Origin of the sequence: Rhodococcus sp. C1 (assembly GCF_020809065.1) — a bacterium.
GTDB lineage: Bacteria > Actinomycetota > Actinomycetes > Mycobacteriales > Mycobacteriaceae > Rhodococcus_F > Rhodococcus_F qingshengii.
On record NZ_CP078080.1, the window covers coordinates 3487022 to 3513537 of the forward strand.

A 26516-nucleotide genomic window follows, 5' to 3' on the forward strand; every position below is an offset into this window, starting at 1 on the left:
CGCGGGGGTTCGAAATTCTGTCCCACCGAGCGGGAGCGAGACATGACGCCGAGCGGGAGCGAGAACGAGCAGCGATAGCGCACACTTTGCTCGCACGGGTCTGATCCCGTAGTGTCTGGACACATGTCTGGTAAGACCAAGTTCGAGTCCACTCGCCGCAGACTGACCCAGCAGCAAGCCGAAACCGTCGATCGATTGACCGCGGCAGCGATCACGGTCCTGCGCGACAAAGGGTTTGCCGATCTGACCGTGCGGATGGTGGCAGCAGAAGCCGGTGTCGCCGCGGCTACGGCATACACCTATTTCTCGTCCAAGAGTCACCTTGTGGCAGAACTGTTCTGGCGTCGCCTCGACGCGGTACCCCACGAGCCCTCCCCGGAGGCGGAACGGGAAGCGCAGGTCTGTTCGGTCCTGCGCAGCGTCGCACTGCTCGTCTCCGACGAACCGGAGCTGGCGGCGGCAGTGACCACGGCGATGATGGGCAACGATCCCGACGTCGAACACCTTCGGGGACGTATCGGCAAGAACATCCGCGAGCGGCTCATCGAGGCGCTGGGGCCGTCATACGATCCCGACGTACTCGAAGCACTCGAAATCTCCTGGTCCGGAGCGCTTGTCCGAGCCGGCATGGGTTACGAGTCCTATTCGCAGATCGCAGACCGGCTCGAAGTCACTGCCAGGCTGATCATGGCGGGCCGCGACAACCTTCACTAGACGGGGGTCATGGCACTCACCAGCCATGTGCCGTCGACTCGATCGAGTGTCACCTCGACTCGGCTCGACGTCGACGCTGGTGCCGGCCGCGCGATACTCGTCGTGATCTGATCGACGAACAGGAGCAATTCCGCTCGGTCTGCAGCAGCGGAGAGCACTCCCACGTCGACTACTCGCGCCTTCGTGCTGATTCCTTGCTCCTTCGACTGGGGTGCAACGGTTTTCGATCCGAATTCAGCGAAGCGGTCCTGAAATGTTCCACTTGCGCCCTCGGCAGCATGTGCAAGATCCTCGTCCACCGTGTCGCTGTTGTAGCTCAAGAGATTCTCGACGAGCATCGGCGCCACACCGATCACCTCGACACGTGCGGTTTCAGCCTCTGCCGAACGGTGGTGACTCCAGAGCAGAGTCCCGCCGACTCCCACCAAGATCAGCGCTGCAAACGCCAAGACCGCGCGCTTCACGGGACGAACTCCACACTCGACATCAGTACCCGACCGTCGACCTCTTCGACACCGACGCGCAGACGGTAGGTTCGCGCCGAAGACTCTCCCGCTGAATTAGCGACCTGAGCCGATGCCGCGATCAGTACCACCCCCGAGGTTCCGGATTCCGATGCCAGGGCTGCGGTGTCGACACGCCCGTCGGAATCGACGGCAAATTCACGGATGGACGCGACGAACGCAGATTCGCCGGACTTCAGTTCGTCGGCAAAGGCTCCCGTACTCAGGGCCTGTAGCGTCGCGAGATTCTCGTCGACTGTGGCAGAGTGAACGTCGATCAGAGCGAGGGCTCCTGCGACCGCACCGTCGACGTACTCTTGACGCTGGGTCTCGCGCGCCCGGTCGGATTGAACTGCCAGAGCACCGAAGACCACAACGACGCTCAGAGCCGCGAGTGCGATCCATGCCAAGGCAGTGAGAACACCGCGTTTCCCTAGGACCGGCTCGAGCACCTCGCCTCTCAACGATTCGTCGGCGTCAGCAACTGTTGCCACGGCTCACCCTCCCCCGAATCGGAAGCAGCAGGAGCTAATTCCGTGTGTTGATAGTCGACACCGTCAGGCCCGGTGTACAACTCGCCGGGAGCATTGGTCCCCGACGGCACGTACGCTTCGGGGCTCCGACAGATCTCCGGGCTCGGTGCTCGTTTGCCCGGTACCTCCATACAGGGAATGTTCCGGGATCCACGAACTGCGAAGACCGAGTTCTGCGGAACTTTGCAGTACAGATCAGCCGGGGTGTCCGGCACACTCATCTGGGTCGGGTCCCGTCGCTGATCGGCCGGAAGGTAACCGGTCGAGCACGCCGCGGGGTCCTGCGATTGGAGGTGGAAGTTGACGTTCGCGGCGCCGTCCACCTGCCCGCGTTGGACAACGGTTTCCTGTGCCGCAACCAGTGGCGGCAAGATGACGAGCACCTGCTCCAACCCGGCGTTGTACGTCAAAGCCACCTGAGCGGTGCTGGTGAAATTGGCAAGCAGCACAGGCAAAGTGGGCTTGAGGCCTTGAAACAGCAGGTCGGCTTCAGTCGCGAAGCCCGGTCCGGTCTCGAGGATATTGCGCACGGACCCGTCGGCGACCGCCAACTGTCCACTGAGTTGAGCGACACTGGACGCCCACTGGCGAATCTGATCGCCCGTCACCACCTGTGTCTGCAGGAGCGGATCCAACTGCTGTACGAGCGTCGTAGCCGGCGTTGTGGCAGCAGACATCTGATCGACGAACGAAGTGGTCGAATCCAGCAGACGAGCCAGATCCTCTCCCCTGCCTCCGAAAGCTGCCGCGGACTCGTCGATCACCGATCGCAACTTGTCCTGCGGTACGGATGCGAGCATCGCCTGCGCCTGATCGAGGACCGGTCCGATCTCGGTCGGGATCGTGACAGCGTCGGGGCCGATCACGTCTCCGTCGGTCAGAAAGGGTCCGTCCGCGGTGCTCGGTTGCATGTCGACGTATTGCTCGCCGATTGCCGACACGCTTCGCACCGCTACTGTGAGCCCGCTGGAGGGAACGGGAACCGCACTCTCCAAAGATAATTCGGCGCGTACCACTCCCGGAGACAGACGCACCGACCTGACCTGACCGATGGTGTCGCCGCGATAGGTCACGTTCGCGTTCCGATACAGGCCGCCGGCGTCGGGCAGTTCGACTGTCACCGAGTAGCGCCCGATGCCGAGCATGGTCGGAACTCTCAGGTACGAGATAGCCGCTGCGCTCATGCCTATCACCGCCAGGATCGCGAAGATCGTCAATTGCCTTCGCACCAACTTCGTGAGAATCATCGTCCACCTCCCTGGGCGGGTTGCGCTGTGCCAGGTGGGCCGGGCTGCCCTGTGCCGAGTGGGGCGGTCAAGGGATCGACCAGTACTCCGTTCTCCACGGGGGTTTGCGGCGCCCCGAACGGCGTACCGAAGCCGAGACCTGACTGGAGGCGATTACTCGTGAGGTCGATCAGCGCCCACAAATTGGTGTAATCACCGCGCATTCCGTCGTCGATGGTCGTCTGGGGGAAGGGGAAGGTACTCAGATTGCCCAAATTGTTGATCAGGTCCGGTCCTGTTTCGACCACCTTCTGCAGCGTCGATTCCAAGGAGCTCAAATTGGCTTTCAGATCGTCGCGGGTCCGGTCGACCAGATCGGTCCCGACGTCCCCGAACCTGCCGACCGCATCGAGGGCGGTGGTCAGGTCGACGCGTTGGGCGCTCAGTTCCGCCAAGGCCGGATCAAGGGTCTCCAACGCCTCACCGAGAACGTCTCGCTGAGCCGTGATCTCGCCGGCGAAGACGTCGAGATTCTCCATGGTCGTGACCATCGCATCACGTTGGCGGTCGAGTGTTTCGGTCACGGTATCCATCTGACTCAGCAGGTCGCGAGCCGCGTCGGTCCGTCCGCCGAGCGCCGTGTTCAGCTCCGTGGTGATGCTGTGAATCTGAGCGAGCCCGCCGCCGTTGAGGACCAATGACAGTGCCGTCAACGCTTCCTCGGTGGTGGGATAGACACTGGCCGATGCAAGGGGAATCACGGATCCTTCCGACAACCGCCCTTCCGGCGCCACCTCGGTGGGCGGCGCGAGCGCGACGTGTTTGGATCCGAGCAGACTGGTTTGGCCGATCTTGGCAGTCGCGTTGGCGGGCAGCGACACCGAGCCGTCGAGCGCAACCGTCACCCGTGCGTGCCAGTTGTCGGTCTCGATCGCACTGATACTCCCGACTGTCACGTCGTTGACCATGACCGGAGAGTTCGGACTGATCGACGTGACGTCGGGCATCTCGATCACGACCGAGAAACTTCCCTCACCGCGGCCGGCCGCGCCTGGCAGCGACACCGAATTCAGCCCGCTCCATTGACAACCCGTCAGAACGAGCACGGCGCTCGCCGCCACACACACTGTTCCCCACCAGCGGGCAGTCATCGTGATCCTGTCGACGGCATGAGCAGTCCGGCCAGGTCAGGCGCCGGGGGCATGATCGGAAAGCCCAACGCAGCAGTCGGTTTCAGATCAGGCTCGCTGTACATCAACTGATCCGGTAACGCGCCGAGTGCCCTGGTCGGATTGAGGCTCAGATCCGGGTAGTTCGCCTTGATCGTGTTGAGCAACGGGCCGAGGTATTCGATGCACAAATCCGCGCCCTTCTTCGAGGTGTCGTTGGCCAGGCCGGCGATTCCGCCGCAGATCAAGTCGATCGGGTTGCCGACGTTCTGGAATGCGGGCACACCCACCATCGCTCCTTGGGCCGGCCGGTAGACGTTGTAGTAGTTCGACAACGCTGTCGGAGCCAGATGCAATACCTTCTCGAGGCCTGCGCGCTTGTCGACCAGTACCTGGGACACGTCGGCCAACTTCGCGATCTGCTCCGTCAAGCCGGTTCGGTTCTGTTCGACGAACCGCTGTACGTCGACGACGGCGGCGTCCAGATCGGCGAGAGCCGGAGCCAATTGCGTCCGGCTCTCGGCGAGCACACTCGAGACATTTGCCAGTCGTCCTTGGAACTGAACGATCTGTTCGTCGCTTGCGGCGAGTGCGGTCGTGAAGGTCTGCAGGCCGCGGATGGTGCCGAACAGATCGGCTCCGCCTTCGTCGAGTGTGCTCATAGCCTCCGAGAGTTCGGTCACCGAGCGCCCCAGCGCTTCCCCTTTGCCGGCCAGTGCGGATCCGGCACCGTCGAGGAAGTTGGCGGCGGGACCGCGATCGTCCCCGACGGGACCCAAAGCATCGGCAGTCCGGCCCAGCTGTTCCTTGATCTGGTCCCACTCGACCGGGACGGCCGTTCTGTCGAGTGGGATCTCCGCACCGTCATTCAGTGCGTCGGCGCCGTCCGTCACCGCCGGCGTCAACTGCACGAAGCGGGCCGAGACCAGCGACTGGGCAACGATCACCGCTTTCGCGTCCTCGGCGACGGGAACCTCGCGCGCCAATTTCAGTTCGACGCGCATTCGATCTCCCTGTGGGGCGATCGCGGTGACGCGGCCGACGTCGACTCCCACGACACGAACGTCGTCACCGACATACAGACCGGTCGTCGAGGTGAAGTAGGCCGTCACGTTGTAGTAGCGCAGATGTTGCACCGCAAGGTATCCCGACACGACGACGATCGCCGCACCGATGACGCTTCCACCAACGACGGCGATTCGACGCCAGTTCAGCGGAGTGCGAACTCGTGAAGCACCCATCATCGAACCTCCGGAATCGGTAGCGGCGCAGGTGGTAGCCCGAACATCGCGTTGATCAACGGTTGGGTGTATTGCGCCGGCACCAGGTTCTGGACGTAGGCGTAGTAGAAGGGGCCGCTGGCCACGGTGTCACCGAGCGTGCCCACGTACGTACCGAGACCGTCGATTCCCTGAGAAAGGTTGTCCTTGTTGTTCTGCAGAATGCCGACAACCGTGTCGAGTTTGCCGAGGACCGGCTGCAACTGCGCCTCGTTGTCGTGGACGAGTCCGCTCAGCTGGGTCGACAACGCCGAGATGTTCGTGATCACTTCCCCCAGCGCCGCGTGTCGCCGATCCAGTTCACCCAACAAGGCATTGCCGTCGACGAGTAGCGCGTTGACCTGTGGTCCACGCTCGGCCAACGTCCCGGCGACGTCGTTTGCATCGGACAGCAAGGTGCGCAACATGTCGTCGCGTCTATTGACGCTCTCGGAGATCCGTGCGACACCGTCCAGTGCCGGCCTCAGGTTCGGCGCACTGTCGGACATCACCTGTCCCACTGCGTCGAGCGATTCGGAGAGTTGGTCGAGATCGATGTCCTCGACCGTCGTGGTGAGGTCACCGAGTACGTCGGGCAGCGAGTACGCCGATCTTGTTCGCTCGACCGGGATCTCGCCGCCGACCGCGATCCTTCCCGGACCGTCCAGATCGAGCGATACCGCTCGCTTGCCGAGCAACGACATCGTGGTGACGGCCGCCGATGTGCTTTCTCCCAAACCGATCGACCCGTCGAGTGTGAAGTCCACGCGGGCGAGTCCGTGCTCGACCTCGATCCGGTTCACCGTTCCGATCTTCACTCCGGCGGCGTTGACTTCGTCTCCCGGCGCGAGACCGCTGGCGTCGGCGAACACCGCGCTGTACCCGACACCCGATTTCAGGAACTGCAGATTCTGATACTGGAGCGATGCCAATACGACGGCGGCCGTGACGACCAATCCCACGACCCCCACGCGTACGGCCTGGCGCTGTGCCATCTCTCTCATCGTGGTGCGCACCTTCCGGTCGTCTGATCCACCAGGTCGACAGTGAGCGGCGTACCGTCGGCACCGTCGACCTTCAGTGCGATTCCGCACAGATAGAAGTTGAAGAACGACCCGTACGAGCCGACTCGGATCAGCTGCTTGTAGTTCGAGGGCATGGACGCGAGAATCCGATCGAGCTCACTTTGTTGCTCGATCAGCGGATTCAGGCTTGCGTCCAGCTTCGACAGGTTTCCCGCGATGTCCGGGCGAACTCCGGCGAGGAGATCGGCGAAGGTGCCTGATGCGGTGTTCACACTCTCGACGGCAGTCCCGATCATCTCCCGGTCCGCCGCGAGCCCGCTGACCAGCTGTTGTAGGTGATCGAGAGTGTCACTGAACTGACCACCGCGGCTGCGCAATTCGCTGAGCACACCGTCGAGGTTGCCGATCACTCGACCGATCAGTTGGTCGCGCTCTGCGAGAGTGTTCGTAATCGATCCGGTGTGCGCCAGCACCGATGCCACAGTTCCGGACTGGCCTTGAAACACCTCGAGCAAGGACATCGACAACGCGTTGACCTGCTCCGGGTCCAGGGCTTGAAACAGCGGCTTGAAACCACCGAGTAGCGCATCGAGGTCGAGTGCCGGTGCGGTGCGATCGACGGGGATGCTCTCGCCCTCCGGTTGCGGTTCCGCGATCCCCGGATCGTCGAGCAATTCGAGGTATCGATTACCCACCAGATCCTGATATCGAACAGCGGCTCTGGTCGATACGGTCACGGTGTCACCCGTATCCACACTGAAACTCACGTGGGCACGGTGATTCCCACCGAATTCGACGGAGCCGACAGAACCGACCGGCACACCGGCGATGCGCACCTTGTCGCCGGCTCTGAGCCCGGAGGCGTTGACGAACTCCGCAGAGTACGACCTCGCCTCGCCACCTCGCATCTGGCCGAACACGAGGATCAGCCCGGCGTTGACGAGGATCATCACCAGAACAAAAATTCCGAACTTGACGGTGTACCCACGAACTTTCATCGGATCTCCGTCCCGAACAGGTAGCTCATCAGATCCGGAACCGTGTTCATCGGTTGCCCACCATTCGGCTGACGCTCGGGCGCAAACGGATTCACCCCGGTATCGGTCACCAGGTACGGCGCATTGATGTTCGGGTCGCGCAGTGGAAGGCCCATACACTGCGGGCCACCGGTTGCCGCGACCTTCGGGAGGTCGTCGGGATATCGGTACGGTTCGGTTCCGGCGATCAGACCGATCGACATCTTGATTCCTGGTTGTCCGTTGTAGGCGCCGTCGCCGATCTTCTTGCTCTCCTGAAGTCCGTGGAACATGCAGGGAATCACCGGGGAGTATTCCTCGAGCAGTGCGGTGGTCGGCCGCAGTAACGACAGAACGGTGTCGATACCGTCGGCGTTGGCTCCCAGTACATCTTCTCCGGTGCGGGCGACCCCGATCACGTCGAGCAAGAGGAGATCAAGATTCTGCTGCTCGTCGAGAACAGTGGTTCCCGTAGTCGTGAGCGAGTCGAGGGTGTCCATCAAGTCGAGAACAGCGTCGCGGTAGGTCTGCGTGACGGCTGGCAGGTCAGTCAACACATGATCGAGAGCCTCACGTGCAGTGTTGAATTCGAGCAAGGAGGAATCTGCTTGCTCGAGTGCGACCCCGAGCCGTTCGCCGCGTCCTTGCAGAGCAGTCGAGAGGGCACCCAATGTCGAATCGAGTTTGCCCGGGTCCACCGTCCGGAGCACGGTGGTGAGTTTCTCGAACACCGTGTTCAGCTCGACGGTCACCCGGGATGCGTCGATCGTCGCTCCGGCGGCAAGTCGCGCACTACTCGGCTGCTCCGGCGAGGACAGGCTGACGAACTTCGCGCCGAAGGCCGTGTTCGACGTGATCGCCACATTCACGTTTGACGGAATCGATTCGAGCGCTTCGGGATCGATCGACAACGACAGTTGTGCGGTGGCGTCGTCAGTCGGCGTGATGGACTCCACCGAGCCCACGGTCACCCCGGCCATCTTCACCCGCGCGCCCGGATCCATCACGAGCCCCGCGCGCTCCGCGATCACCGTGATCGGGACGCGAGCGACAAACACCTGGTTGAAAGACGCGACCGACAACGCGATGACCCCGACGATCGCCGCAGCCAAGCCCAGAGCAGCCAACTTGTAGCCGTATCTGTGCACGCAGTCCCCCTAACCGGACAGATTGAAGTTGCCGGAACCGCCGTAGAGCGCGAGTGAGACGAGCAGGGTCACCGCCACGACGCAGATCAGCGAGAGCCGAACCCCGCGGCCCACTGCAGTTCCCACGCCCGACGGTCCCCCGGACGCGTTGTATCCGTAGTACGTGTGGATCAGCATCACCAGTAGTGCCATCACGAGCACTTGAACGAAGGACCATGCGACGTCGACCGGATCGAGGAACGTCGTGAAGTAGTGGTCGTAAAGACCGGAGGACTGACCGAACAGCACGACCGTGGTGAATCGTCCGGCCAGAAATGATCCCACGAGCGCCAGTGAGTACAGCGGCAAGATCGCGATCATCCCTGCGGTGACGCGGGTGCTGACGACGTACGGGACCGAACTGATCGCCATCGATTCGAGGGCGTCGATTTCCTCACTGATGCGCATGGCACCGATCTGCGCGGTCGAACCTGCTCCGATCGTGGCCGACAGGCCGATTCCCGCGATGACCGGCGCGGCGATACGAACATTGATGAAGGCGGAGAAGAATCCGGTGAGCGCTTCGACTCCGATATTTCCCAGTGAGCTGAAACCTTGGATCGCTATGGTGCCGCCCGAGGCGAGAGTCAGAAATCCCACGACCGCAACCGTGCCGCCGATCACTGCCAAAGCTCCGGTGCCCATGCTGATCTCGGCTACCAGTCGCAAAACTTCCTTAGGGTGTTTGCGAATTGCCCACGGGATGTGAGCGATGGCGCGCGCGAAGAAGACAGCTTGTCGCCCGACATCGTCGATCGAGCGTGACGTTCGAGCCACCCGCGCCCGCGTGCGTCCGAACTTGCCGATTTGCGCCAGCGAATCCGACAGCGTCACCTCGATCACCCCGCCGTCAATCGGATGCCGACCGCGGTGACGATGGTGTTGACGACGAACAACGCCATGAATGCGTACACCACCGTTTCGTTGACGGCCTCCCCCACGCCTTTCGGCCCACCCCGTACCGACAGTCCGCGATAGCAGGCCACCAATCCCGCCAGCATCCCGAACAGTGCAGCTTTGACCATCGACAACGCCACCTCGGGCAGGCCGGTCAGCAACGTGATTCCCTCGACGAAGGCGCCAGGGTTCACGCCCTGGAGAAACACCGAGAAGGCGTAACCGCCGGCGATGCCGATGACGCAGACGAGTCCGTTGAGCAGCAAAGCCACCACGGTCGACGCGACCACCCGAGGAATCACCAGCCGAGTGATCGGATCGATCCCGAGCACCTCCATGGCGTCGATCTCTTCACGAATCGTTCTCGATCCCAGATCGGCGGCGATGGCAGTCGCGCCCGCACCTGCCACGATCAGCACCGTCACCACCGGACCGACCTGAGTCACGGCGCCGAGCGCGGCCCCGGCGCCGCTGAGGTCGGCGGCACCGATCTCACGGAGCAGGATGTTGAGCGTGAAACTTACCAGGACCGTGAACGGCACGGCCACCAATACGGTCGGCACGATCGACACCCGGGCGATCATCCAACTCTGCTCGAGAAACTCCTGCACCTGAAAGCGGGTGCGGAACAAGCCCACTGCGACATCGGCGCCCATCCGGTAGAACTGGCCGAGTTCGCGCATCGGGCCCGCAAGTGCAACTCTTCCGCTGTACACGTCAATGCCCCGAAGGACATGACGTGGAGTTGCCGTAGTCGACCTTGAATTCCTTGATCCCGTTGAGCCAACCGGACGAGAGCCTGCTCGGATCGCCGAGCTTGCTGATGTCGGGCATGTGATCGGCGATCTTGCCGAAGATCAGATCGACCTCCATTCTGGCCAGGTTGGCGCCGACGCAGTAGTGCGGCCCGGTTCCTCCGAACGCGAGGTGCGGGTTCGGGTCTCGGGTGATGTCGAAGACGTCGGGGTTCCCGAAGACGGTTTCGTCGAAGTTCGCCGAGCCGTAGAGCAGTACGACACGCTGCCCCTTCGCAATCGCAGTGCCGGCAATCTGTGTGTCCACCACTGCTGTTCGTTGCATCGACGTCAGTGGCGAAGCCCAGCGGATGATCTCGTCCGCGGCGGTGCGCGGACGCTCGCGCTTGTACAGTTCCCACTGATCCGGATGCTCGAGAAATGCCATCATGCCGAGTGTCGTTGCGTTTCGCGTCGTTTCGTTGCCCGCGACAGCCAACATGATGACGAAGAAACCGAACTGTTCCGGGGTGAGTTTCTGCCCGTCGATGTCGGCATGCACCAAGCGCGAGATGATGTCGTCGAGCGGTTCCTCCCGTCTCGCCTCAGCCAGTTGATAGGCGTATCCCAATATCTGCGCCGACGCCATCCGAGACTCGCCGGCGAGTGACTCGTCGTCGTATCCCGTCATCTGATTCGACCATTCGTACAGCTGACGGCGCCCGTCCTGCGGTACACCGATCAGCTCCGAGATCGCCTGCATGGGTAACTCGCTGGCGACCTGGCTGACAAAATCACCGCTACCTTCCGCCACGGCAGCCGACGCTATGTCTTCTGCCCGCGCTTCCAACCCGGCCCGCATCGCTTCCACCGACCGCGGAGTGAACAAGCGTGCCACCAACTTGCGCAGCTGTGTGTGCTCAGGGGCGTCCTTGTTGATGAGGACGTGTTTCGTCGCCTCCAACTCCTCCGCCGAGATGTTGTCTTCATGCCGCGGAATGCAGCCGTTGACGTTGCTCGAGAACTCCTCGCTGCGCAACGAGACGTCGCGGACGTCTGCGTGGCGGGAGACAACCCAACAACCACCGTCGTGAAATCCGCCGGTACCCGGTTCCTGGGCGTTCCACCAGACCGGAGCGCATCGTCGTAGTTCGGCGAACTCGGCAAGCGGGACGCGCTCGCCGTACAGATGTGGGTCGGTCACGTCGAACCCGTCGGGAAGGTCGATCTCAGGCATTGCAGATGCTCCTTTACGGATGGGTGCCGGGTGCCGGGTGTTGCGTGTGAGCGCTAGTCGATCCGGTGGACCGGGTCACTGTTCTGTGAGAACTCCTTGGCCCAGCGGTAGTCCGGCTTGCCGCTCGGCGCTCGAACGACCTCGTCGGCGATCCAGAAGGAACGCGGAATCTTGTAGCCGGAGAGGTGACTGCGGGCGTGCTTCTCGATGGATTCGAAATCCGGTTCCACACCGTCGCGGATGCGAAGCACTGCCGCCACCCGATTGCCCCACCGCTCGTCCGGAACACCGATCACTGTCGCGTCGTAGATGTCGGGATGGGCCTTCACCACTGCTTCGACTTCTTCCACGAAGACCTTCTCGCCGCCGGTGTTGACCACCATGTTTCCCCGTCCGAGGAGGGTGACCGAGCCGTCGTCCTCGATCCGCGCCCGGTCTCCGGTCACCACTGCCCGTGCGCCGTTCACCTCGCGGAATATCTCGGCCGACTTCACCGGGTCCTTGTAGTAGCCGAGTGGAACGTTTCCGAGTTTCGCCAGCCATCCTTCGGCGCCCGAGCCCGGCTCCAACACTCGGTTGTCGTCGTCGACGACGACCGTGAATCTGTTGGCGCCCACTTTGGGTCCGCCACGCTGCTCGAGCCCCTTGGTTGCGAATCCGATTCCGCCGAAGCCTGTTTCGGACGATCCAACCGAATCGGAGATCATCAGATTCGGAAAGACGTCGAAGAACGCATCTTTGACCGATCCGGAGAAGAGCGCAGCGCCGGAGGCGAGCACAGCCAGGCTCGACCCATCCGGTTGCAATTCGTGATGGGCTTCGACCAGTGGACGGCCCATGGCGTCGCCGGTGATGACCATGACCTGCGGCCGATACTCGGCGACGACTTTCCAGACCTGTGCCGCATCGAACTTCGGTTCGAAGATGACGGTGTTTCCGGAGAACAGAGCGTTGAACGTCGGCATCAGTGCCGAGGTGTGGATCAGCGGTGGAAGCATGCACCACCGCATCGGTTCGGCTGCCGCGGCGCCACCGCGCGACTGCTGGTACTCGTCGGCGATCGGCTCACCCGAATAGAAGTCGTAACCGCCGGCCAATACGCGCCAGATGTCTTCCTGCCGCCAGACGACGCCTTTCGGTCGTCCGGTTGTTCCGCCGGTGTAGAGAACGTAGACGTCATCGCCGGAACGCTCGGGAAATGCATGTTCACCTGTGCGAAGCGAGGATTGGTTGCCGAGCGCATCCTCGTACGCCACTGCCCCCGGAATCGACGGTTCGTTCCCGAGAGCGAGTTCGTCCGCCGCCTCGATCACGTACTTGACCCGCGGCGTGGCCACCAAGGCCTCGGCGACCCGCTCAGCGAAACCACGATGGAAAACCAACGCCGTGAGATCCGCGTTCTCGTACAGATAAACCAATTCGTCGCTCGTGTAGCGGTAGTTCACCGTGATGGGAACGCCGCGGATCTTGAAGGCCGCGAGGACAGCAACCATCGCCTCGATCGAGTTGTGCAGCTGAATACCGATGTGCGAACCGACACCCAACCCGACGGACTGGAAGTAATGCGCCAATCGGTTGGCCCGCTCGTCGAGCTCACGGTATGTCACCTCCTCGCCTGAAACGATCAGCGCGAGGCGATCGGGCATCGCATCGACGGAATGCTCGAACAGGTCTGCAAACGTGTACGCCATAGGTTGAGTCCTTCGGGTTCGGCCGGTCAGACGACGAAGAGAGGCAAGGGGATTCCGCGATCTTCGAATACGAATGCCGCGCCGGTACTGACCTTCGTGATGGCGACTTCGACGCATTCCGGAGCGGGAGCTTCGGTGATGTCGACGGCCAGAAGAAGCCCCGCGGCATCTTCGGCCACCACTCTCACGGTGAAGTGCGGATTCACGCCGCGGACCAAAGCTTGGAGAGGATCAAGGTGCTCGCTGCCGAGCAAGGTCGGCCAACCGCCGTCGCGGTCGACAAGAGCTTCTCGCGAGATCCGCAGCTCCAGAGCACCGCCGTCCTGTCGAATCTCGCTCTCCACATACTGCTTCGGATTCAGCAAGGGATGCACGGACAGGACCAATGCCAACGATTCCAGCGTCGAAGGAAGCCCGAGCGCATCTCGAATACGCTGTGCCGCAACTCCCGCGATTCCGGTCAATTGCTTTCGCGTGATCTCGCGAGCCTTGTCTTCGTCGGCACGGCGGCGAACCGCTGCCAGAAAGCCCAACGCCAACAGATGATGCTGCACGCAGATCTCCTCTGCGATACGAACCAAGGCTGATCGCGAGAAGTCGGAAAACCTCAGGTCGGACAACAACGGACCCGAGTAGTCCGCCCTACCGTCCCCACCGTGATCGATCGGGCTCAGCTCGACCGTCACCGCGGCGGTGCGTCCGATCTGCTCGGTGTGCGCGGTCATCACGGGAGGCGTGTGCGACGGGTCGATGGACACGGTCCAGGCGCAGTGCGGATGTCGGTCCGCGGGCCTGCGCGGTGGTCGGTGAATCGGCCGGATCTGGGCGCGCGGGTTGGTCGCGATGGCCGTTGCATCGAAAGTCGGATCCTCGATGTCGTGACACATCGAGGTCACGAACTCATCGCCCAACGGCTCGACGTCCATGAGTGCTCCGCAATGATCGAGCCAGAATTCACCGTGCAGCGGATCGTCGACCCGGTATCGAAAGTCCATGAACTGTGGCGGAGCGCCGATGTCGAGTTGTAAACCTTTGAAGATCGTCACGACGTCGTCACCCTCGTATCCGAGAGCCTTCTGCATGCGGCGGGTGTACCAGGGGCTGGCCGACTCCCACTCCTCGACGGCCACCTGTGCCATACCCTCGCGTCCGAATTCGACGATCAGATGCGCCATGCCCGATCGGTCGATCAGCTGCCCGCACAGGAGCAACTCGGGCACCAGCACGGCAAGGTCGCGCTGCGAGAGTGCCTCGAAGGAATCGCGCACCGACATCGGACTCACCACAGCGAAACCGGCGCGGTGCCCACCGGATACCAGCCCGGCAGCGGGTCGCCCGAGATCGATCGCTGGATCCGCCCCTGCATCCCCTTCGAGAGAGCATTGTTGCCGATCATCTCCATGAACAATGCCGACACGTTCCCGAAGTCGAAGAAGTCACGCTGCCAGGACCATTGGAAATCCCCGCCGTAGCGGAACCAACTACCACCGATACCGTAGACGGAGTAGTTGCTACCGTCCTCGCGCTTGGCATCGGAAATCTGCTTCCACAAGCCGATCACGTTTCCGCTACGGTCGTCGATCACAAAGTCTTGATACGGATACTCCCAGCCTTCGAGGCCCTTCATCTCGAGACCGAGCGCGACTTCGCGAATCTCCTCGCGCCCCACCGCCATGAAATCCTGCTTGGGGCCGTAGTTCCACCCGTACGTGGCGTCCTCGGTATACATGTCCGCCAACGGTTTCCAATCGCCGGCGGCTTCGGCCTTTTTGTTCGCCTCGATCCAGCGTTGGACCATCTCGTCGAGCTCTGCGCGGTCGAAACCCGTCATCTGAACTTCCTCCCTCGAGCACATGAATTCGCTGCAATCAATCGACAATTCTCAGGGCGCCGGTCGGGCAGTACCTGACCGCCATCTCGGCTTCACCGCGGAGCGACTCGGGTGGGTCCGAGTCCAGAAGACTGACCTTCCCCCGCTTCGGGACGACAAAGATCTCCGGTGCCTCCAGCTCGCATGCCGCATGGCCTTGGCACAGGTCGAGGTCGACTTCGACGTGCATGATCACCCCTCACGCCCGGGACGTGTTCGGCGCCGGTACCTCACCGCGCACGGCTGCTGCAACTGGACGACCATCTTGCTGTGGTCGTTTCGGTAGGATTCCGACGGCTGCGCCATCTCGAACTCGAAGTCCCGCAGCAGGATCGAGAAGATCGCTTTGAGCTGCATCTGGGCGAACGCAGCGCCGACGCAGCGATGCCGGCCGGCTCCGAACGGAATCCACGTCCAGCGGTTGACGATGTCCTCTTGATTCGGGTCGATGTACCTCCCGGGATCGAAGGTGTCCGGCCGGGGAAAGTCCTCGGCGATTCGATTGGAGATCGCGGGTGTCGCGGCGACAAGATGGCCCTCTCGGATCTCGAAGCCGCCCACTTCGAAATCTCCACGTGCCACCCGCAACAGGATGATCAACGGCGGATGCAGTCGAAGGGTTTCCTTGACCACAGCCTCCAGAACCGGAATCTGGCGCAGGGCATGAAAACTGATATCGGCGCCGTCGGAGTACAGATTGTCGAGTTCGTCGACGACGTCCGTCATGGTGTCGGGATGCCGCAACATCTCGATCAACGACCACGCTGCCGTGCCGGAAGTCGTGTGGTGGCCGGCGAACATCATCGAGATGAAGATTCCGGTGATCTCGTCGGCACTGAACCGGAGGTCGCCGTTCTCGTCCTTGACCGAGACCAACACGTCCAACATGTCGCGGTCATCCTTGCCCTGCGGAGGATTCGCGATGCGCCCGTTCATGATGTCCTGTACGAGAGCGACCAACGCCAACCGGGCCTCGTCGCGGCGGCGGAAACTCTCGATCGGCGCGTACGGATCCACGAAAGCCAATGCATCCGTTCCCTGTTCGAGCTCGTGATACAGCTTGGCGAAGCTATCATCCAGTTCGTCGCGGAACTTCTTGCCGATCAGGCACGCCGACGAGGTGTAGATGGTCAGCTCGGCGAAGAAGTCGAGCAGATCGATCTCGCCTTCGTCTCCCCACTGCGCGACCATCGCCTCGACTTCGCGGCCGATCGTGGCGGCGTGCCCGCGCATCTGTTCGCCGCGCAGAGCCGAGTTGTGCAGCATCTCTTTACGCCGCTCCGGGCTGGCGTCGAAGACGACGCCTTCACCGAATATCGGCTTCATGAAGGGGTAAGCCGCTTGTTGGTCGAGATCCTCGTCGGTGGAGCGGAAGAAGAACTCGTTTGCCTCGGCTCCGGACAGCAAGATCACTGTGCGGTCGGCAAGTTGAAAGGCGCCGACGTCACCACATTCCTCACGCACCCGGCGCATGAGCGCTATCGGGTCGGTTCGCAGTTCCTCGAGATGCCCGTGCGGGAGATCCCCGCCGGACACCCGCGGCGGCTCTGGCAGTGTTCGCGACGTCTCTTGCACTCCGTGCGTCATGTCGTCTCCTGTGAGTTCGCAGTGGGAAGTTTGTCCAGTGGCGCCTCGGGCTGAACTTCGACGAGCACGATGTGTGCTCCTCGCGGCGCCGACACAACGGCGACGATGGCATTGGCGATGTCCGAGGCGCGCAGAAAGTAACCATGGCGGGCGAACCCCCACTTGCTCCACGATTCCCCGACCGGTCCGATGATCTCCGGCGTCGTGTCCATCCCCATGCCGGTCAGTGTCGGCCCGGGTCGCACGATCGACGCGCGAATGCCTGTTCCCTCGAGCTCCATTCGCATCTGACGCCCCATTGCCTCGAGCCCGGCCTTCGCCGCGTCGTACGCACCCATGAGTGGACGCTGGCGCTCGGCACAATCCGAGCCGATCAGTACGAAGTCACCGCGCTGTCGTTGCCTCATACCGGGGAGAACACGATGCGCCAATCGCTGCGCACCGACGAGGTGAACTTGGATCTGCCGTAGAAACGCCTCAGGATTCATCTCGTCCGCAGCCCCGAATTCGAGGTCTCCGGCACCGGAGACAACGATTTCCGCGGGGCCGTGGACTGCCTCTGCGGCCGAGACGAACCCGTCGACCGAATCACCGTCCGTGACGTCGAGGAAGTGGGCGAACGCTTCACCACCGTTGCTGCGGATCTTCTCGGCGATGGCTTCGCATTCGGCGACTCGACGCGCACCGAGTGCAACCGGATGCCCGAGTTCGGCCAGGGCATACGCGGTGGCTGTGCCGATTCCCGACGACGCACCACTGATCAGTGCCGGCCGGCGAACAGGATTGGGTTCGAAACGAGGCATCAGCGCACCTGCACTTTCACCGGCAGGGCCGCAAAGCCCCGGACATTTGTCGAATGAACACGCTCGATTCCGGACTCGACGACTTCGTAGTCGCTGACCCGACGCCCGAACTCCGCCAGGGCGATCTTGGCTTCGAGCTTGGCAAGGTGGGCACCGAGGCAGAAGTGCACGCCACCACCGAAACTCGCGAGTTTTCCCGACGAACTCCGGCCGATCTGGAAGCTGTCGGCATCGTCGAAGACGTCGGCGTCTCGGTTGGCCGATCCGATCAGGAGCAGGACCTTCTCCCCCGCTGGAATGGTGCGCCCGTGGTATTCGAGGTCGACAACCGAAGTCCGAGCCACGATCTGACTCGACGTGTCGTAGCGAAGAGTCTCTTCCACCCATTCCGAGGCTCGTTCGGGATCGTCGAGGACCGGTGCGATCTGCTCCCGGTGGTGCGAACCCCAGTACAGAGCGTTTCCGAGAAGCTTGGTCGTGGTCTCGTTTCCGGCCACGACCATCAGAAACATGAATCCGAGGATCTCCTGGTCCGAAAGCTTGTCTCCGTCGATCTCGGCGTCGAGCAAGGCCGAGGTCAGATCGTCCGTCCGCGATCGGCGACGCTGCGCGATCATCTCCTTGTAGTAGCCCATCAAACTGATCGAAGCCTCCACCGCAGGTTGCGGCACGTCGAGAACACCCGCCTCTCGATGCACCACCAGATCCGCCTTGCGCCGCAGTTCGGCTCGGTCGGGTTCGGGGACACCCATGAGTTCGGAGATGACGTCCATCGGCAGCTTTCCCGCCACCTCCGTAATCCAGTCGAACTCCCCCGCGCCCAGCGCGGGTATCAGATGTTGCTTCGTCAGTTCGAGTATCCGGCCGTCGAGCTCCGCAACACGCCGCGGTGTGAATCCGCGAGAAACCAACTGGCGCAACCGCATATGGCGGGGATCATCCATAGCGAGAAACGACATCACGTAATGCGCGTGTGGACCGTATGCAGCGGGGTCGAGTGATACTCCGTTTGCGCTCGACAGACGCTTGTTGTCCTTGAATCCGTCGACCACGTCCGCATATCGCGACAATGCCCAAAAGCCCACGTCCGGATTGTGATACAGGGGTGATTCTTCGCGCAGACGCTTGTACGTCGGATACGGATCGTCGTGAAAGTGGTAGTCGTACGGATTGAAGACCACCGGATCGATCAAAGCTTCTGTCATGATTTCTCCAGGATCAGTAGAGCTGAGGCCTCGAGGCGTCCAGCGATTTGCGCGTAGGTTCCGTAGCCGATCCCTGCCCGCAGAAGCGCCCCGGCATAAAGCATTTCGAGCGCTTCCAACACTTCGGGTTCGCCATTCGGATCCAACGCCGAGGCGAGTCGTTGATGGATCTCGAGCCCGATCCGGCCGCGAAGATGTTCCACTTCAGGGTCGGATCCGAGCAGTGCATTGGTCACGGCGGCCGATACCTCCGGTTCGTCCGCGAGAAGCAGCGCGATATTTCGAAGTACAGACAGCACGTGCGCGGTGCGATCCAACCCTGAGCCATCAGGCGCCGACGAGTTCTGAAGTCTTCGCCAGAAAACCTCTGCGACGAGATGCTCCTTGGACGCGAAATACGTGTAGGCGGTCGCAGTTCCTACGCCCGCTTCGGCCGCAACCGAACGGACAGTCAGTCCGGAAAACTCTTGTTTGCGTAGAACTTTCACTGTTGCTTCGGCAAGCCTGGCCACAGTTTCCGCCTGTTTGCCCGTGAGGCGCCTGCGAGTGGATTCGTAGACAATCGATCCCCCGCCACTTGAATCGCCCCGTTTGCTGGACACGTGTCTGGACGTTACTACAGCGCCCTGTCCAGGGCAACGAAATGGGGAAACTTGGAAAATTCACCACGAACAGGCAGCAGCGACGCGAAAAGTTCTACTACAGACCGATCTTCATCCCGGCACCAGCGTCCACGCGCAGTTGCTGGCCGGTGACGAATCGCGACTCGCCCGAGGACAGGTACACGACTGCATGCGAGATGTCCGCGGGTTCGACCCACGGGATCGGCATCGCCTGGATGAACGGGAACGTCACAGCCGCATCCTCGGCGGTCGGATTCTCGAGGTCGGGACGGAACGTCCGGTACATCGGCATGCTCTGCAACATGTCGGTGTTCACATTGGTCGGATGAATCGCGTTGACGCGAATGGAACTCGGCCCGAGGGTCAGCGCCAACGAACTGGTGTAGGCCTGAATCAGCTTCTTGGCCAGGCCGTATCCGTCGCCACCCGGACCCTGGAGCGCCTGTTGCCCGTTGAATCCGGTCTGCGGTACCAGACCGGCAACAGAGCCGATCGCGATGATCGAACCCCCTTCGCCGAGGTATTCCATCGACGCGTGCACTGTATTGACGACACCGAGAAAGTTCACATCGAAGGCGTCGACGAAACCGGCGGTCGACACGTGTTTGCCCAGCGGACAGATACCGGCGTTCGCCACGACGACATGCAATCCGCCCAACTGCCCTACCGCCTCGGCAAGTGCTGTTTCGAGTCCGGCGCGATCACGGACGTCGACACGCGCCGTCACCACCTGCTGCCCGGCCTCTTTCACCAGGCGAGCGGTTTCCTCCAAATCGGCTGGACTGGCGAGCGGGTATTCGTTGCTGGCGATGTCTGCGCACAGATCGAAGGCGATGATGTGCGCGCCCTCCTGCGCGAGACGGACGGCGTGACTGCGCCCCTGACCTCGAGCAGCGCCGGTCACCAACACCACTTTTCCGTCAACTCTGTTCATTTCGACCTCTCTCCTGTGGATGTGAAGACGTGGTTGTGAATGTGCGGTGAACCGTAGCGGCGCCGCACCGGACACGAGGCGCTTTTCGTCGAAGCAGATCCGAGACCCTCTCGAGACCGCTGGGCTCTCGAAATCTCTTATGCCCCAAAAACCATTGCCTCAACCACAAGTGTGAACTAGAGTCCAGACACATGTCCAGAAAGAGAGGGTTTGCGCTATGACGCTTCGACCCGCAGACAGTTCTGCACTTCTCGTCGACGGAAAACTGGTTCCCGGATCCGGCGGGACCTTCGAAGTTTTCAACCCGGCGACCGAGGAACTGATCGGCCGTGCGGCCGAAGGCACCGCCGCGGACATGGACGCGGCCATCGCCGCTGCGCGCCGTGCGTTCGACGACACCGAATGGGCACGCGATCACGGGTTTCGCGCTCGCTGCCTGCGCCAACTGTGCGATGCACTCCAGTCCCACATCGAGGAGTTGCGTGAGATCACCGTCGCCGAGGTCGGCGCACCGGTCATGCTGACGAGCGGTCCGCAACTCGAAGGCCCGATCGAAGATCTTCGCTACTGGGCCGATCTGATCGAAACCTATTCGTGGGAACAAGATCTCGGGCACGCGTCACCCATGGGGATTCCGACCCATCGCCGACTGCTCAAGGAAGCCGTCGGCGTCGTCGGCGCAATCACACCGTGGAACTTTCCGCACCAGATCAATTTCGCCAAGCTCGGTCCCGCCCTCGCAGCCGGCAACACCATCGTTCTCAAACCCGCGCCGGACACGCCCTGGTGCGCCGCGCTGGTCGCCAAGGTGATTGCAGAAGAAACCGAGATCCCGGCCGGCGTAGTCAACGTCGTGACGTCGACGGATCACTCCCTAGGCGCGCAGCTGTGCAGCGATCCGCGCGTCGATCTCGTGTCCTTCACCGGTTCCACCGCCACCGGACGCACAGTGATGGCCACGGCCGCGCAAACTCTCAAGAAGGTCTTCCTCGAACTCGGGGGTAAGTCCGCATTCATCGTCCTCGACGATGCGGACATCAAAGGTGCATGCTCGGTTGCCGCGTTCTCCGTCTGCGTTCATGCCGGTCAGGGATGCGCGCTCAGTACCAGACTTCTGGTGCCGCGCGCTCGGTACGACGATGCTCTGGCCGCGGCATCTGCCGCGATGGCGGGTATCCGAGCCGGCGACCCCAGCGCGCGCGGAACGGTGTGTGGCCCGGTCATCTCGGCGCGCCAGCGCGCCAGGGTGGAGAGCTACCTCGCCCTCGCGGTCGAAGAGGGCGGCACGATCGTGACGGGTGGGGGCCGTCCCGACGATCGCGAGAGGGGATTCTTCGTCGAGCCTACTCTCATTGCGGGGCTGGACAACTCGTCTCGCGTAGCCCAGGAGGAGATTTTCGGGCCCGTTCTCGTGATCCTTCCGTACGACAGCGACGACGACGCCGTCCGAATCGCCAACGATTCCCCCTACGGCCTGTCCGGGTCGGTGTGGGGCACCGACCCCGATCGCGTCGCGCACGTCGTTGCCGGTGTCAGAACCGGAACGCTGAGCGTCAACGGCGGCGTCTGGTATTCGGCCGACGCACCGTTCGGCGGCTACAAACAATCCGGGATCGGCCGCGAAATGGGTCTCGCGGGTTTCGAGGAATACCTCGAAACCAAGCTCGTCGCTTCACCTTCCTGACATTCCACACCCTCACCCCACACCCTCACCACAGAATGATCACCACGAAAGTAGGTCGACATGGGACGTTTCGACGGTCGCACCGCGATAGTCACCGGAGCAGCGCAGGGTATCGGAGAGGCGTATGCCCGCGCTCTGGCCGCGGAGGGGGCCAACGTGGTCGTGGCGGACCTCAATCGCGAACTCGGTGAAGCTGTCGCCAAGCAGATCACGGCAGACGGTGGAAGTGCCGTGTTCAAGGACGTCGACGTCGCCGACGGGGAGTCGACTGCGGCACTCGCCGACTTCACGATCGAGCAGTTCGGCAGCATCGAGCATCTGGTGAACAACGCTGCCATCTACGGCGGAATGAAGATCGATTCCCTGTTGACGGTGGACTGGGACTACTACCGAAAGTTCATGAGCGTCAACATGGACGGCGCACTGCACGTGTGCCGGGCGGTCGTACCTCACATGCGAGCGAAGGGCGGTTCGATCGTCAACCAGTCCTCCACAGCAGCCTGGCTGTACTCGAATTACTACGGACTCGCGAAGGCCGGCGTCAACAGCCTGACACAACAACTCGCGACCGAACTCGGCTGGTCGAACATCCGGATCAACGCCATCGCTCCCGGTCCCATCGACACGGAGGCGACTCGAACCGTCACCCCCGGCAACATCGTCAAGGACATGGTGAAGCGAATCCCGTTGCAGCGCATGGGAACACCGGACGATCTCGTCGGCATGTGCCTGTTCCTCCTCTCCGACGACGCAGGCTGGGTGACCGGACAGATCTTCAACGTCGACGGAGGCCAGGTGTACCGGTCATGACGCAATCGGCGCCGAAAGCCAGCGCTTCGAAAACCAGACTGGGATACATCGGCCTAGGCAACATGGGCGCGCCGATGGCGCAGCGCCTCCTGGACTGGCCGGGCGGACTGGTGGTGTGTGATGCCCGCGCAGAAGCGCTCGAACCGTTCACCGCTGCGGGCGCGAGCGCAGCATCGACGCCCGCCGACGTTGCAGCGCAGGCGAGCATCATCTCCGTCACGGTGCTCGACGACGCGCAGGTACGCGAGGTTGTGTGCGGGCTGCACGGGATTCTGTCGACCGCACAGCCAGGCACTGTCGTCGCGATTCACTCCACTATCTCGGACACCACGGCGGTGGAACTCGCTGACATCTGTCAACAGCGTGGTGTTCTGCTGGTCGACGCGCCGATCAGTGGCGGTGCCGGCGGCGCAGCGCAGGGCAGGCTGGCAGTGATGATCGGCGGCTCCGACGAGGCGTTCGGAGCCGTCCGCGAGCCCTTCGGATCCTGGGCCGAGCTGGTGGTTCACGCCGGTGACGTCGGCGCTGGAACGCGAATGAAGCTCGCACGCAACCTTCTTCACTTCGTCTCGTTCACCGCCACGACCGAGGCCGCGCGACTCGCCGAAGCAGCAGGACTCGATCTCCGCACGCTCGGAAAGGTCGTCAGGCACACCGATGCGATCACTGGTGGCGCGGGCGCGATCATGCTCCGCGACACCACCGCACCGGTCTCGGAGGACGACCCGTGGTTCTCGATACTGCGGCATGTTCGCAATCTCGGGGAGAAGGACTTGGCCTTGGCCATCGACCTCGGTGATCGGCTGAATCTCGACCTGCCGCTCGCGCACCTTGCGCTCGCCGGACTCGGTGCCGGTCTGGGCGTCGGGAATGACAGCGAAGACAGGCCGGCCGAACCTTCAACGGCATCTACTACTCGGGAGCACGCATGACCGACACCACTCACATGACCGATGCCGGTGGAACCGACGAAAGCCGCATCTCCGAGGCCCGTGCTCGTGGCGTCGCGAAGATGAACGAGGTGTACGGCTGGGAGCTTCCCGCCGACGTTCCCGGCGACTTCTTCGCGGTCACCGCCGACCACCTCTTTGCCGACATCTGGACGCGACCGGGACTGTCGGTACGTGATCGACGACTACTCCTGATCGGTGCCATCACCGCCCAGGGGCAGAACGATGTGGCGAAGATCCAGATCAACGCTGCTCTCCACAACGAGGAGTTGACCGAGCAGCAGTTCGAAGAGGCCGCAATCTTCCTGTGCCACTACGTCGGCTGGCCGCTGGCCACCGGGCTCAACAATGCGCTGATCGCCGTGAAGGCCGACAGACGTAAAGCCGCGCGCGCCAAGGAGAAGGCCGCGGCCGATTCCGCGAAAACGGACACCGACTGACTTTCGGTCGAGATACTGCCATCAGGGCATCGATCACACCCACCGATTCCCCCACCAACCAACCAGAAGAACGAAGGATCCGAATCCATGGCCGAGGCCAGCTCAATCCGTCCGCAGTCCTCCGCAAACATCGAGCAGTGGCACTTCGAGGCTGACGTCGTCGTCGCCGGCTACGGCATTGCCGGAGTGAGTGCTTCGATCGAGGCCGCGCGAGCGGGCGCCGACGTGTTGGTGCTCGAGCGCACGAGCGGCTGGGGCGGCGCTGCGGCGCTGGCAGGCGGATTCATCTATCTGGGCGGCGGGACCCCGCTGCAGCAGGCACTCGGGTTCGAGGACTCCCCCGCCAACATGAAATCGTTCATGATGGCCGCACTCGGTCCCGGCGCCGACGAGGAGAAGATCACCGACTACTGCGAAGGCAGCGTCGAGCACTACAACTGGCTCGTCGACAACGGTGTGCCGTTCAAGGAGAGTTTCTACGGCCAACCCGGCTGGGAAACACCCTTCGACGACGGACTCATGTATTCCGGCGGCGAGAACTCGGCACCGTTCAACACGATCGCGACACCGGCCCCTCGCGGGCACGTTCCACAGATGAGCGGCAAGCGCACCGGGGAGAAGGGCGGTGGTTTCATGTTGATGAAGCCACTGATCGAGACGGCCGAAAGCCTCGGCGTACGAGCAGAATACGACATGCGAGTCCAGCGCCTGGTCGTCGACGGAGATCGAGTGGTCGGCATCATCGCCAAGCAGTACGGCAAGGAAGTGGCAGTTCGAGCACGCACGGGTGTCGTACTGGCGACGGGAAGCTTCGCCTACAACGAAGCGATGATCCAGTCGTACGCCCCACGGCTGATCGGGCGCCCCGGTGCGGCTATCGAAGAGCACGACGGCAAGGCCATCCAGATGGCGCAGGCACTCGGGGCCGACCTCGCACACATGGACGCAACCGAGGTCGCATTCTTCGGCGACCCCCAGTTGATGATCCGCGGCATTCTCGTCAACGGACGCGGCCAGCGCTACGTCAACGAAGACACGTATCCGGGAAGAATCGGCCAGGAGACGCTGCTGCGCAACGAGAATCAGGCCTACCTGATCATCGACGAAGCTTCCTACGAAGAGGGCTGCGCCGCCGACAGTTCCACACCGTTCTTCAGATTCCAGCCCAAGTGGGTGGCCGAGACCGTCGAGGAACTCGAATCCGACATGGGCCTGCCGAAAGGCACCCTTCAGTCGACGGTCGAGGTCTACAACCGGCACGCCGCCCGTGGTGAAGACCCGGTACTCGGTAAGAAGAAGGAGTGGGTCAAGCCGATCGGCTCACCCGTCGCTGCGCTCGATCTTCGCAATTTCACCGCCGGATTCACGCTCGGCGGCCTGCGCACGTCGATCAACTCGGAGGTCATCCACGTCTCCGGCGAACCGATCCCGGGTTTGTTTGCCGCTGGACGCTGCACCGCCGGCGTCTGCGCTGGAGGATACGCCTCCGGAACGTCCCTCGGAGACGGCAGCTTCTACGGGCGACGCGCCGGAGTCAGCGCTGCCAAGGGCTGAGCGTCTCTTCTCAGATGTCAGCGTCCTCGCTGCGACGTTCGAGGAACAACGTGTCACGCCACCGCCCACCCAGTTGAGCGATACGCGAGCGAGTGCCGACGACTCGGAATCCGACGGCCTGGTGCAAGGCGACGCTTGCCCGGTTCTCCGGGAAAATCGACGACTGCACTGTCCAGATCTCACTGGCGTCGGCGGCTTGCACCTGTCGGCGAAGCAGCAGCTTGCCCACGCCGCGCCCGCGAGCGCCGCTACCGATGTAGATGGAGTTCTCGGCGACCCCGCGGTAGCAATCACGCGAGGACACCGGGCTGAGGCTCGCCCAGCCTTCGACGCGGCCGTCGATCTCGGCCACCCATCGATGATCGGGTAACCATTGCGCGTCGAGCTTCTCGGCGGATGGCACCGAGGTGGTGAACGTCGCGGTTCCGGTGTCGATTCCTTCGCGGTAGATCGAGCGGACGGCATCCCAGTCGCCGGATTCCATGCGGCGCACCACCACGTCATCGGGAAGAACTCCCAGTGTGTCTTCGACCGGACCACGAGCAGCCACGACGGCGGCCGCTGCCATCAGATCGGAGTATGCCGTTCCGGCAACACTGACAACCGAAGTGCCTTCACGCACCGAAGCCTCGACAAAACCGACCTCGATCAAGGCCTCGAGGTGGGCACTCAACGCCGACGGCTCGAGTGATGCGGCGTGTGCAATCGTGTCGACGTCGATCGGACCGCCGGCAGCAAGTCGGAGCACTCGCAGCCGCGTCGGATCACCCAGGCACGCAAACCTGCGCGCAAGTACGTCGGTGTCGAGGGGAGCGAGTGTTTCTGAACTCATGAGGCGACTATAACGCCGCTGACCTGCAGTTCG

General features: G+C 62.6%; 27 protein-coding genes. 6 read left to right on the forward strand and 21 right to left on the reverse strand.

All coding sequences use genetic code 11. The annotated features are described in order from the left end of the window. The first annotated feature begins 123 nt into the window (after nt 1–123). Nucleotides 124–714 (forward strand): TetR/AcrR family transcriptional regulator, encoded by a 591-nt coding sequence (locus tag KTR60_RS15995; protein WP_003943994.1) that lies wholly within the window; start codon nt 124–126, stop codon nt 712–714. Here the strand turns inward: KTR60_RS15995 and KTR60_RS16000 are convergent. The 20 genes from KTR60_RS16000 to KTR60_RS16095 all read right to left on the reverse strand — a co-directional run bounded on the left by KTR60_RS16000 (nt 711) and on the right by KTR60_RS16095 (nt 20213). Continuing rightward, nucleotides 711–1178, reverse strand: coding sequence for a hypothetical protein (locus tag KTR60_RS16000; RefSeq protein WP_228401022.1), 468 nt, complete (start codon nt 1176–1178; stop codon nt 711–713). The genes KTR60_RS15995 and KTR60_RS16000 overlap by 4 nt on opposite strands. Further along, the gene (locus KTR60_RS16005; RefSeq protein WP_228232694.1) at nt 1175–1711 is read right to left on the reverse strand and encodes a hypothetical protein; all 537 of its coding nucleotides are present in this window, start codon (nt 1709–1711) and stop codon (nt 1175–1177) included. The genes KTR60_RS16000 and KTR60_RS16005 overlap by 4 nt, the downstream gene beginning before the upstream one ends. After that, nucleotides 1678–2997 carry an MCE family protein gene (locus KTR60_RS16010; protein WP_228401023.1) on the reverse strand — a complete coding sequence of 440 codons (1320 nt, stop codon included), beginning with the start codon at nt 2995–2997 and terminating at the stop codon, nt 1678–1680. Before KTR60_RS16010 ends, KTR60_RS16005 begins: the two co-directional genes overlap by 34 nt. After that, nucleotides 2994–4127 carry an MCE family protein gene (locus KTR60_RS16015; protein WP_228401024.1) on the reverse strand — a complete coding sequence of 378 codons (1134 nt, stop codon included), beginning with the start codon at nt 4125–4127 and terminating at the stop codon, nt 2994–2996. The genes KTR60_RS16010 and KTR60_RS16015 overlap by 4 nt, the downstream gene beginning before the upstream one ends. Next, nucleotides 4124–5386 (reverse strand): MCE family protein, encoded by a 1263-nt coding sequence (locus tag KTR60_RS16020; RefSeq protein WP_228401025.1) that lies wholly within the window; start codon nt 5384–5386, stop codon nt 4124–4126. The genes KTR60_RS16015 and KTR60_RS16020 overlap by 4 nt, the downstream gene beginning before the upstream one ends. Further along, nucleotides 5386–6408: an MCE family protein gene (locus KTR60_RS16025; protein WP_228401026.1), complete on the reverse strand. Its 1023-nt coding sequence runs from the start codon at nt 6406–6408 to the stop codon at nt 5386–5388. Before KTR60_RS16025 ends, KTR60_RS16020 begins: the two co-directional genes overlap by 1 nt. Next, nucleotides 6405–7427, reverse strand: coding sequence for an MCE family protein (locus KTR60_RS16030; protein ID WP_063316095.1), 1023 nt, complete (start codon nt 7425–7427; stop codon nt 6405–6407). The genes KTR60_RS16025 and KTR60_RS16030 overlap by 4 nt, the downstream gene beginning before the upstream one ends. Then, complete coding sequence (locus tag KTR60_RS16035) at nt 7424–8593, reverse strand: MCE family protein (protein WP_228401027.1); 1170 nt, start codon at nt 8591–8593, stop codon at nt 7424–7426. Before KTR60_RS16035 ends, KTR60_RS16030 begins: the two co-directional genes overlap by 4 nt. A gap of 9 nt (nt 8594–8602) precedes the next feature. Beyond that, entirely contained in the window at nt 8603–9475 is an 873-nt protein-coding gene (locus KTR60_RS16040; protein ID WP_003944051.1) for an MlaE family ABC transporter permease, read from the reverse strand. Then, the gene (locus KTR60_RS16045; RefSeq protein WP_030536769.1) at nt 9472–10212 is read right to left on the reverse strand and encodes an MlaE family ABC transporter permease; all 741 of its coding nucleotides are present in this window, start codon (nt 10210–10212) and stop codon (nt 9472–9474) included. Before KTR60_RS16045 ends, KTR60_RS16040 begins: the two co-directional genes overlap by 4 nt. 34 nt (nt 10213–10246) lie before the next feature. Beyond that, complete coding sequence (locus KTR60_RS16050; RefSeq protein WP_030536770.1) at nt 10247–11500, reverse strand: cytochrome P450; 1254 nt, start codon at nt 11498–11500, stop codon at nt 10247–10249. A gap of 53 nt (nt 11501–11553) precedes the next feature. After that, a complete protein-coding gene (locus KTR60_RS16055; protein WP_228401028.1) occupies nt 11554–13191 on the reverse strand; it encodes an acyl-CoA synthetase in 1638 nt (545 codons plus the stop codon). Nucleotides 13192–13217: 26 nt separating this feature from the next. After that, complete coding sequence (locus KTR60_RS16060; RefSeq protein ID WP_087503877.1) at nt 13218–14465, reverse strand: hypothetical protein; 1248 nt, start codon at nt 14463–14465, stop codon at nt 13218–13220. Between the two features lie 5 nt (nt 14466–14470). Then, nucleotides 14471–15022, reverse strand: coding sequence for a hypothetical protein (locus tag KTR60_RS16065; protein WP_007728648.1), 552 nt, complete (start codon nt 15020–15022; stop codon nt 14471–14473). 37 nt (nt 15023–15059) lie between these two features. Then, nucleotides 15060–15251, reverse strand: coding sequence for a ferredoxin (locus KTR60_RS16070; RefSeq protein ID WP_020907945.1), 192 nt, complete (start codon nt 15249–15251; stop codon nt 15060–15062). A gap of 2 nt (nt 15252–15253) precedes the next feature. Continuing rightward, nucleotides 15254–16648, reverse strand: coding sequence for a cytochrome P450 (locus KTR60_RS16075; RefSeq protein WP_007728646.1), 1395 nt, complete (start codon nt 16646–16648; stop codon nt 15254–15256). Continuing rightward, nucleotides 16645–17451 (reverse strand): SDR family oxidoreductase, encoded by an 807-nt coding sequence (locus KTR60_RS16080; protein WP_003944110.1) that lies wholly within the window; start codon nt 17449–17451, stop codon nt 16645–16647. Before KTR60_RS16080 ends, KTR60_RS16075 begins: the two co-directional genes overlap by 4 nt. Next, nucleotides 17451–18656: a cytochrome P450 gene (locus tag KTR60_RS16085; RefSeq protein WP_003944019.1), complete on the reverse strand. Its 1206-nt coding sequence runs from the start codon at nt 18654–18656 to the stop codon at nt 17451–17453. Before KTR60_RS16085 ends, KTR60_RS16080 begins: the two co-directional genes overlap by 1 nt. Further along, the gene (locus KTR60_RS16090; RefSeq protein WP_024487471.1) at nt 18653–19219 is read right to left on the reverse strand and encodes a TetR/AcrR family transcriptional regulator; all 567 of its coding nucleotides are present in this window, start codon (nt 19217–19219) and stop codon (nt 18653–18655) included. Before KTR60_RS16090 ends, KTR60_RS16085 begins: the two co-directional genes overlap by 4 nt. A gap of 136 nt (nt 19220–19355) precedes the next feature. Beyond that, complete coding sequence (locus KTR60_RS16095; RefSeq protein ID WP_228401029.1) at nt 19356–20213, reverse strand: mycofactocin-coupled SDR family oxidoreductase; 858 nt, start codon at nt 20211–20213, stop codon at nt 19356–19358. Between the two features lie 217 nt (nt 20214–20430). On the opposite strand from KTR60_RS16095, the gene KTR60_RS16100 reads away from it, so the two are divergent. The 5 genes from KTR60_RS16100 to KTR60_RS16120 all read left to right on the forward strand — a co-directional run bounded on the left by KTR60_RS16100 (nt 20431) and on the right by KTR60_RS16120 (nt 25651). Beyond that, nucleotides 20431–21897, forward strand: coding sequence for an aldehyde dehydrogenase (locus KTR60_RS16100; protein ID WP_064689615.1), 1467 nt, complete (start codon nt 20431–20433; stop codon nt 21895–21897). Nucleotides 21898–21957: 60 nt separating this feature from the next. Then, complete coding sequence (locus tag KTR60_RS16105; protein WP_081557940.1) at nt 21958–22707, forward strand: SDR family oxidoreductase; 750 nt, start codon at nt 21958–21960, stop codon at nt 22705–22707. After that, the gene (locus KTR60_RS16110) at nt 22704–23639 is read left to right on the forward strand and encodes an NAD(P)-dependent oxidoreductase (protein ID WP_228401030.1); all 936 of its coding nucleotides are present in this window, start codon (nt 22704–22706) and stop codon (nt 23637–23639) included. Before KTR60_RS16105 ends, KTR60_RS16110 begins: the two co-directional genes overlap by 4 nt. Continuing rightward, nucleotides 23636–24097, forward strand: a complete 462-nt coding sequence (locus KTR60_RS16115; RefSeq protein WP_003944075.1) for a carboxymuconolactone decarboxylase family protein — start codon at nt 23636–23638, stop codon at nt 24095–24097. The genes KTR60_RS16110 and KTR60_RS16115 overlap by 4 nt, the downstream gene beginning before the upstream one ends. Before the next feature lie 87 nt (nt 24098–24184). Next, nucleotides 24185–25651: an FAD-dependent oxidoreductase gene (locus KTR60_RS16120; RefSeq protein WP_228401031.1), complete on the forward strand. Its 1467-nt coding sequence runs from the start codon at nt 24185–24187 to the stop codon at nt 25649–25651. Nucleotides 25652–25661: 10 nt separating this feature from the next. On the opposite strand, the gene KTR60_RS16125 is transcribed toward KTR60_RS16120, so the two are convergent. After that, complete coding sequence (locus tag KTR60_RS16125) at nt 25662–26483, reverse strand: helix-turn-helix domain-containing GNAT family N-acetyltransferase (RefSeq protein ID WP_003944042.1); 822 nt, start codon at nt 26481–26483, stop codon at nt 25662–25664. Nucleotides 26484–26516 lie beyond the last annotated feature (33 nt).

What these genes read in the sequence shown, in the direction of transcription:
- KTR60_RS15995 (WP_003943994.1), top strand. Translation starts at nt 124, where the DNA reads ATGTCTGGTAAGACCAAGTTCGAGTCCACTCGCCGCAGACTGACCCAG.
- KTR60_RS16010 (WP_228401023.1), bottom strand. Translation starts at nt 2,997, where the DNA reads ATGATTCTCACGAAGTTGGTGCGAAGGCAATTGACGATCTTCGCGATC.
- KTR60_RS16015 (WP_228401024.1), bottom strand. Translation starts at nt 4,127, where the DNA reads ATGACTGCCCGCTGGTGGGGAACAGTGTGTGTGGCGGCGAGCGCCGTG.
- KTR60_RS16020 (WP_228401025.1), bottom strand. Translation starts at nt 5,386, where the DNA reads ATGGGTGCTTCACGAGTTCGCACTCCGCTGAACTGGCGTCGAATCGCC.
- KTR60_RS16025 (WP_228401026.1), bottom strand. Translation starts at nt 6,408, where the DNA reads ATGAGAGAGATGGCACAGCGCCAGGCCGTACGCGTGGGGGTCGTGGGA.
- KTR60_RS16030 (WP_063316095.1), bottom strand. Translation starts at nt 7,427, where the DNA reads ATGAAAGTTCGTGGGTACACCGTCAAGTTCGGAATTTTTGTTCTGGTG.
- KTR60_RS16045 (WP_030536769.1), bottom strand. Translation starts at nt 10,212, where the DNA reads ATGCGCGAACTCGGCCAGTTCTACCGGATGGGCGCCGATGTCGCAGTG.
- KTR60_RS16050 (WP_030536770.1), bottom strand. Translation starts at nt 11,500, where the DNA reads ATGCCTGAGATCGACCTTCCCGACGGGTTCGACGTGACCGACCCACAT.
- KTR60_RS16055 (WP_228401028.1), bottom strand. Translation starts at nt 13,191, where the DNA reads ATGGCGTACACGTTTGCAGACCTGTTCGAGCATTCCGTCGATGCGATG.
- KTR60_RS16060 (WP_087503877.1), bottom strand. Translation starts at nt 14,465, where the DNA reads ATGTCGGTGCGCGATTCCTTCGAGGCACTCTCGCAGCGCGACCTTGCC.
- KTR60_RS16065 (WP_007728648.1), bottom strand. Translation starts at nt 15,022, where the DNA reads ATGACGGGTTTCGACCGCGCAGAGCTCGACGAGATGGTCCAACGCTGG.
- KTR60_RS16070 (WP_020907945.1), bottom strand. Translation starts at nt 15,251, where the DNA reads ATGCACGTCGAAGTCGACCTCGACCTGTGCCAAGGCCATGCGGCATGC.
- KTR60_RS16075 (WP_007728646.1), bottom strand. Translation starts at nt 16,648, where the DNA reads ATGACGCACGGAGTGCAAGAGACGTCGCGAACACTGCCAGAGCCGCCG.
- KTR60_RS16080 (WP_003944110.1), bottom strand. Translation starts at nt 17,451, where the DNA reads ATGCCTCGTTTCGAACCCAATCCTGTTCGCCGGCCGGCACTGATCAGT.
- KTR60_RS16085 (WP_003944019.1), bottom strand. Translation starts at nt 18,656, where the DNA reads ATGACAGAAGCTTTGATCGATCCGGTGGTCTTCAATCCGTACGACTAC.
- KTR60_RS16095 (WP_228401029.1), bottom strand. Translation starts at nt 20,213, where the DNA reads ATGAACAGAGTTGACGGAAAAGTGGTGTTGGTGACCGGCGCTGCTCGA.
- KTR60_RS16100 (WP_064689615.1), top strand. Translation starts at nt 20,431, where the DNA reads ATGACGCTTCGACCCGCAGACAGTTCTGCACTTCTCGTCGACGGAAAA.
- KTR60_RS16105 (WP_081557940.1), top strand. Translation starts at nt 21,958, where the DNA reads ATGGGACGTTTCGACGGTCGCACCGCGATAGTCACCGGAGCAGCGCAG.
- KTR60_RS16110 (WP_228401030.1), top strand. Translation starts at nt 22,704, where the DNA reads ATGACGCAATCGGCGCCGAAAGCCAGCGCTTCGAAAACCAGACTGGGA.
- KTR60_RS16115 (WP_003944075.1), top strand. Translation starts at nt 23,636, where the DNA reads ATGACCGACACCACTCACATGACCGATGCCGGTGGAACCGACGAAAGC.
- KTR60_RS16120 (WP_228401031.1), top strand. Translation starts at nt 24,185, where the DNA reads ATGGCCGAGGCCAGCTCAATCCGTCCGCAGTCCTCCGCAAACATCGAG.
- KTR60_RS16125 (WP_003944042.1), bottom strand. Translation starts at nt 26,483, where the DNA reads ATGAGTTCAGAAACACTCGCTCCCCTCGACACCGACGTACTTGCGCGC.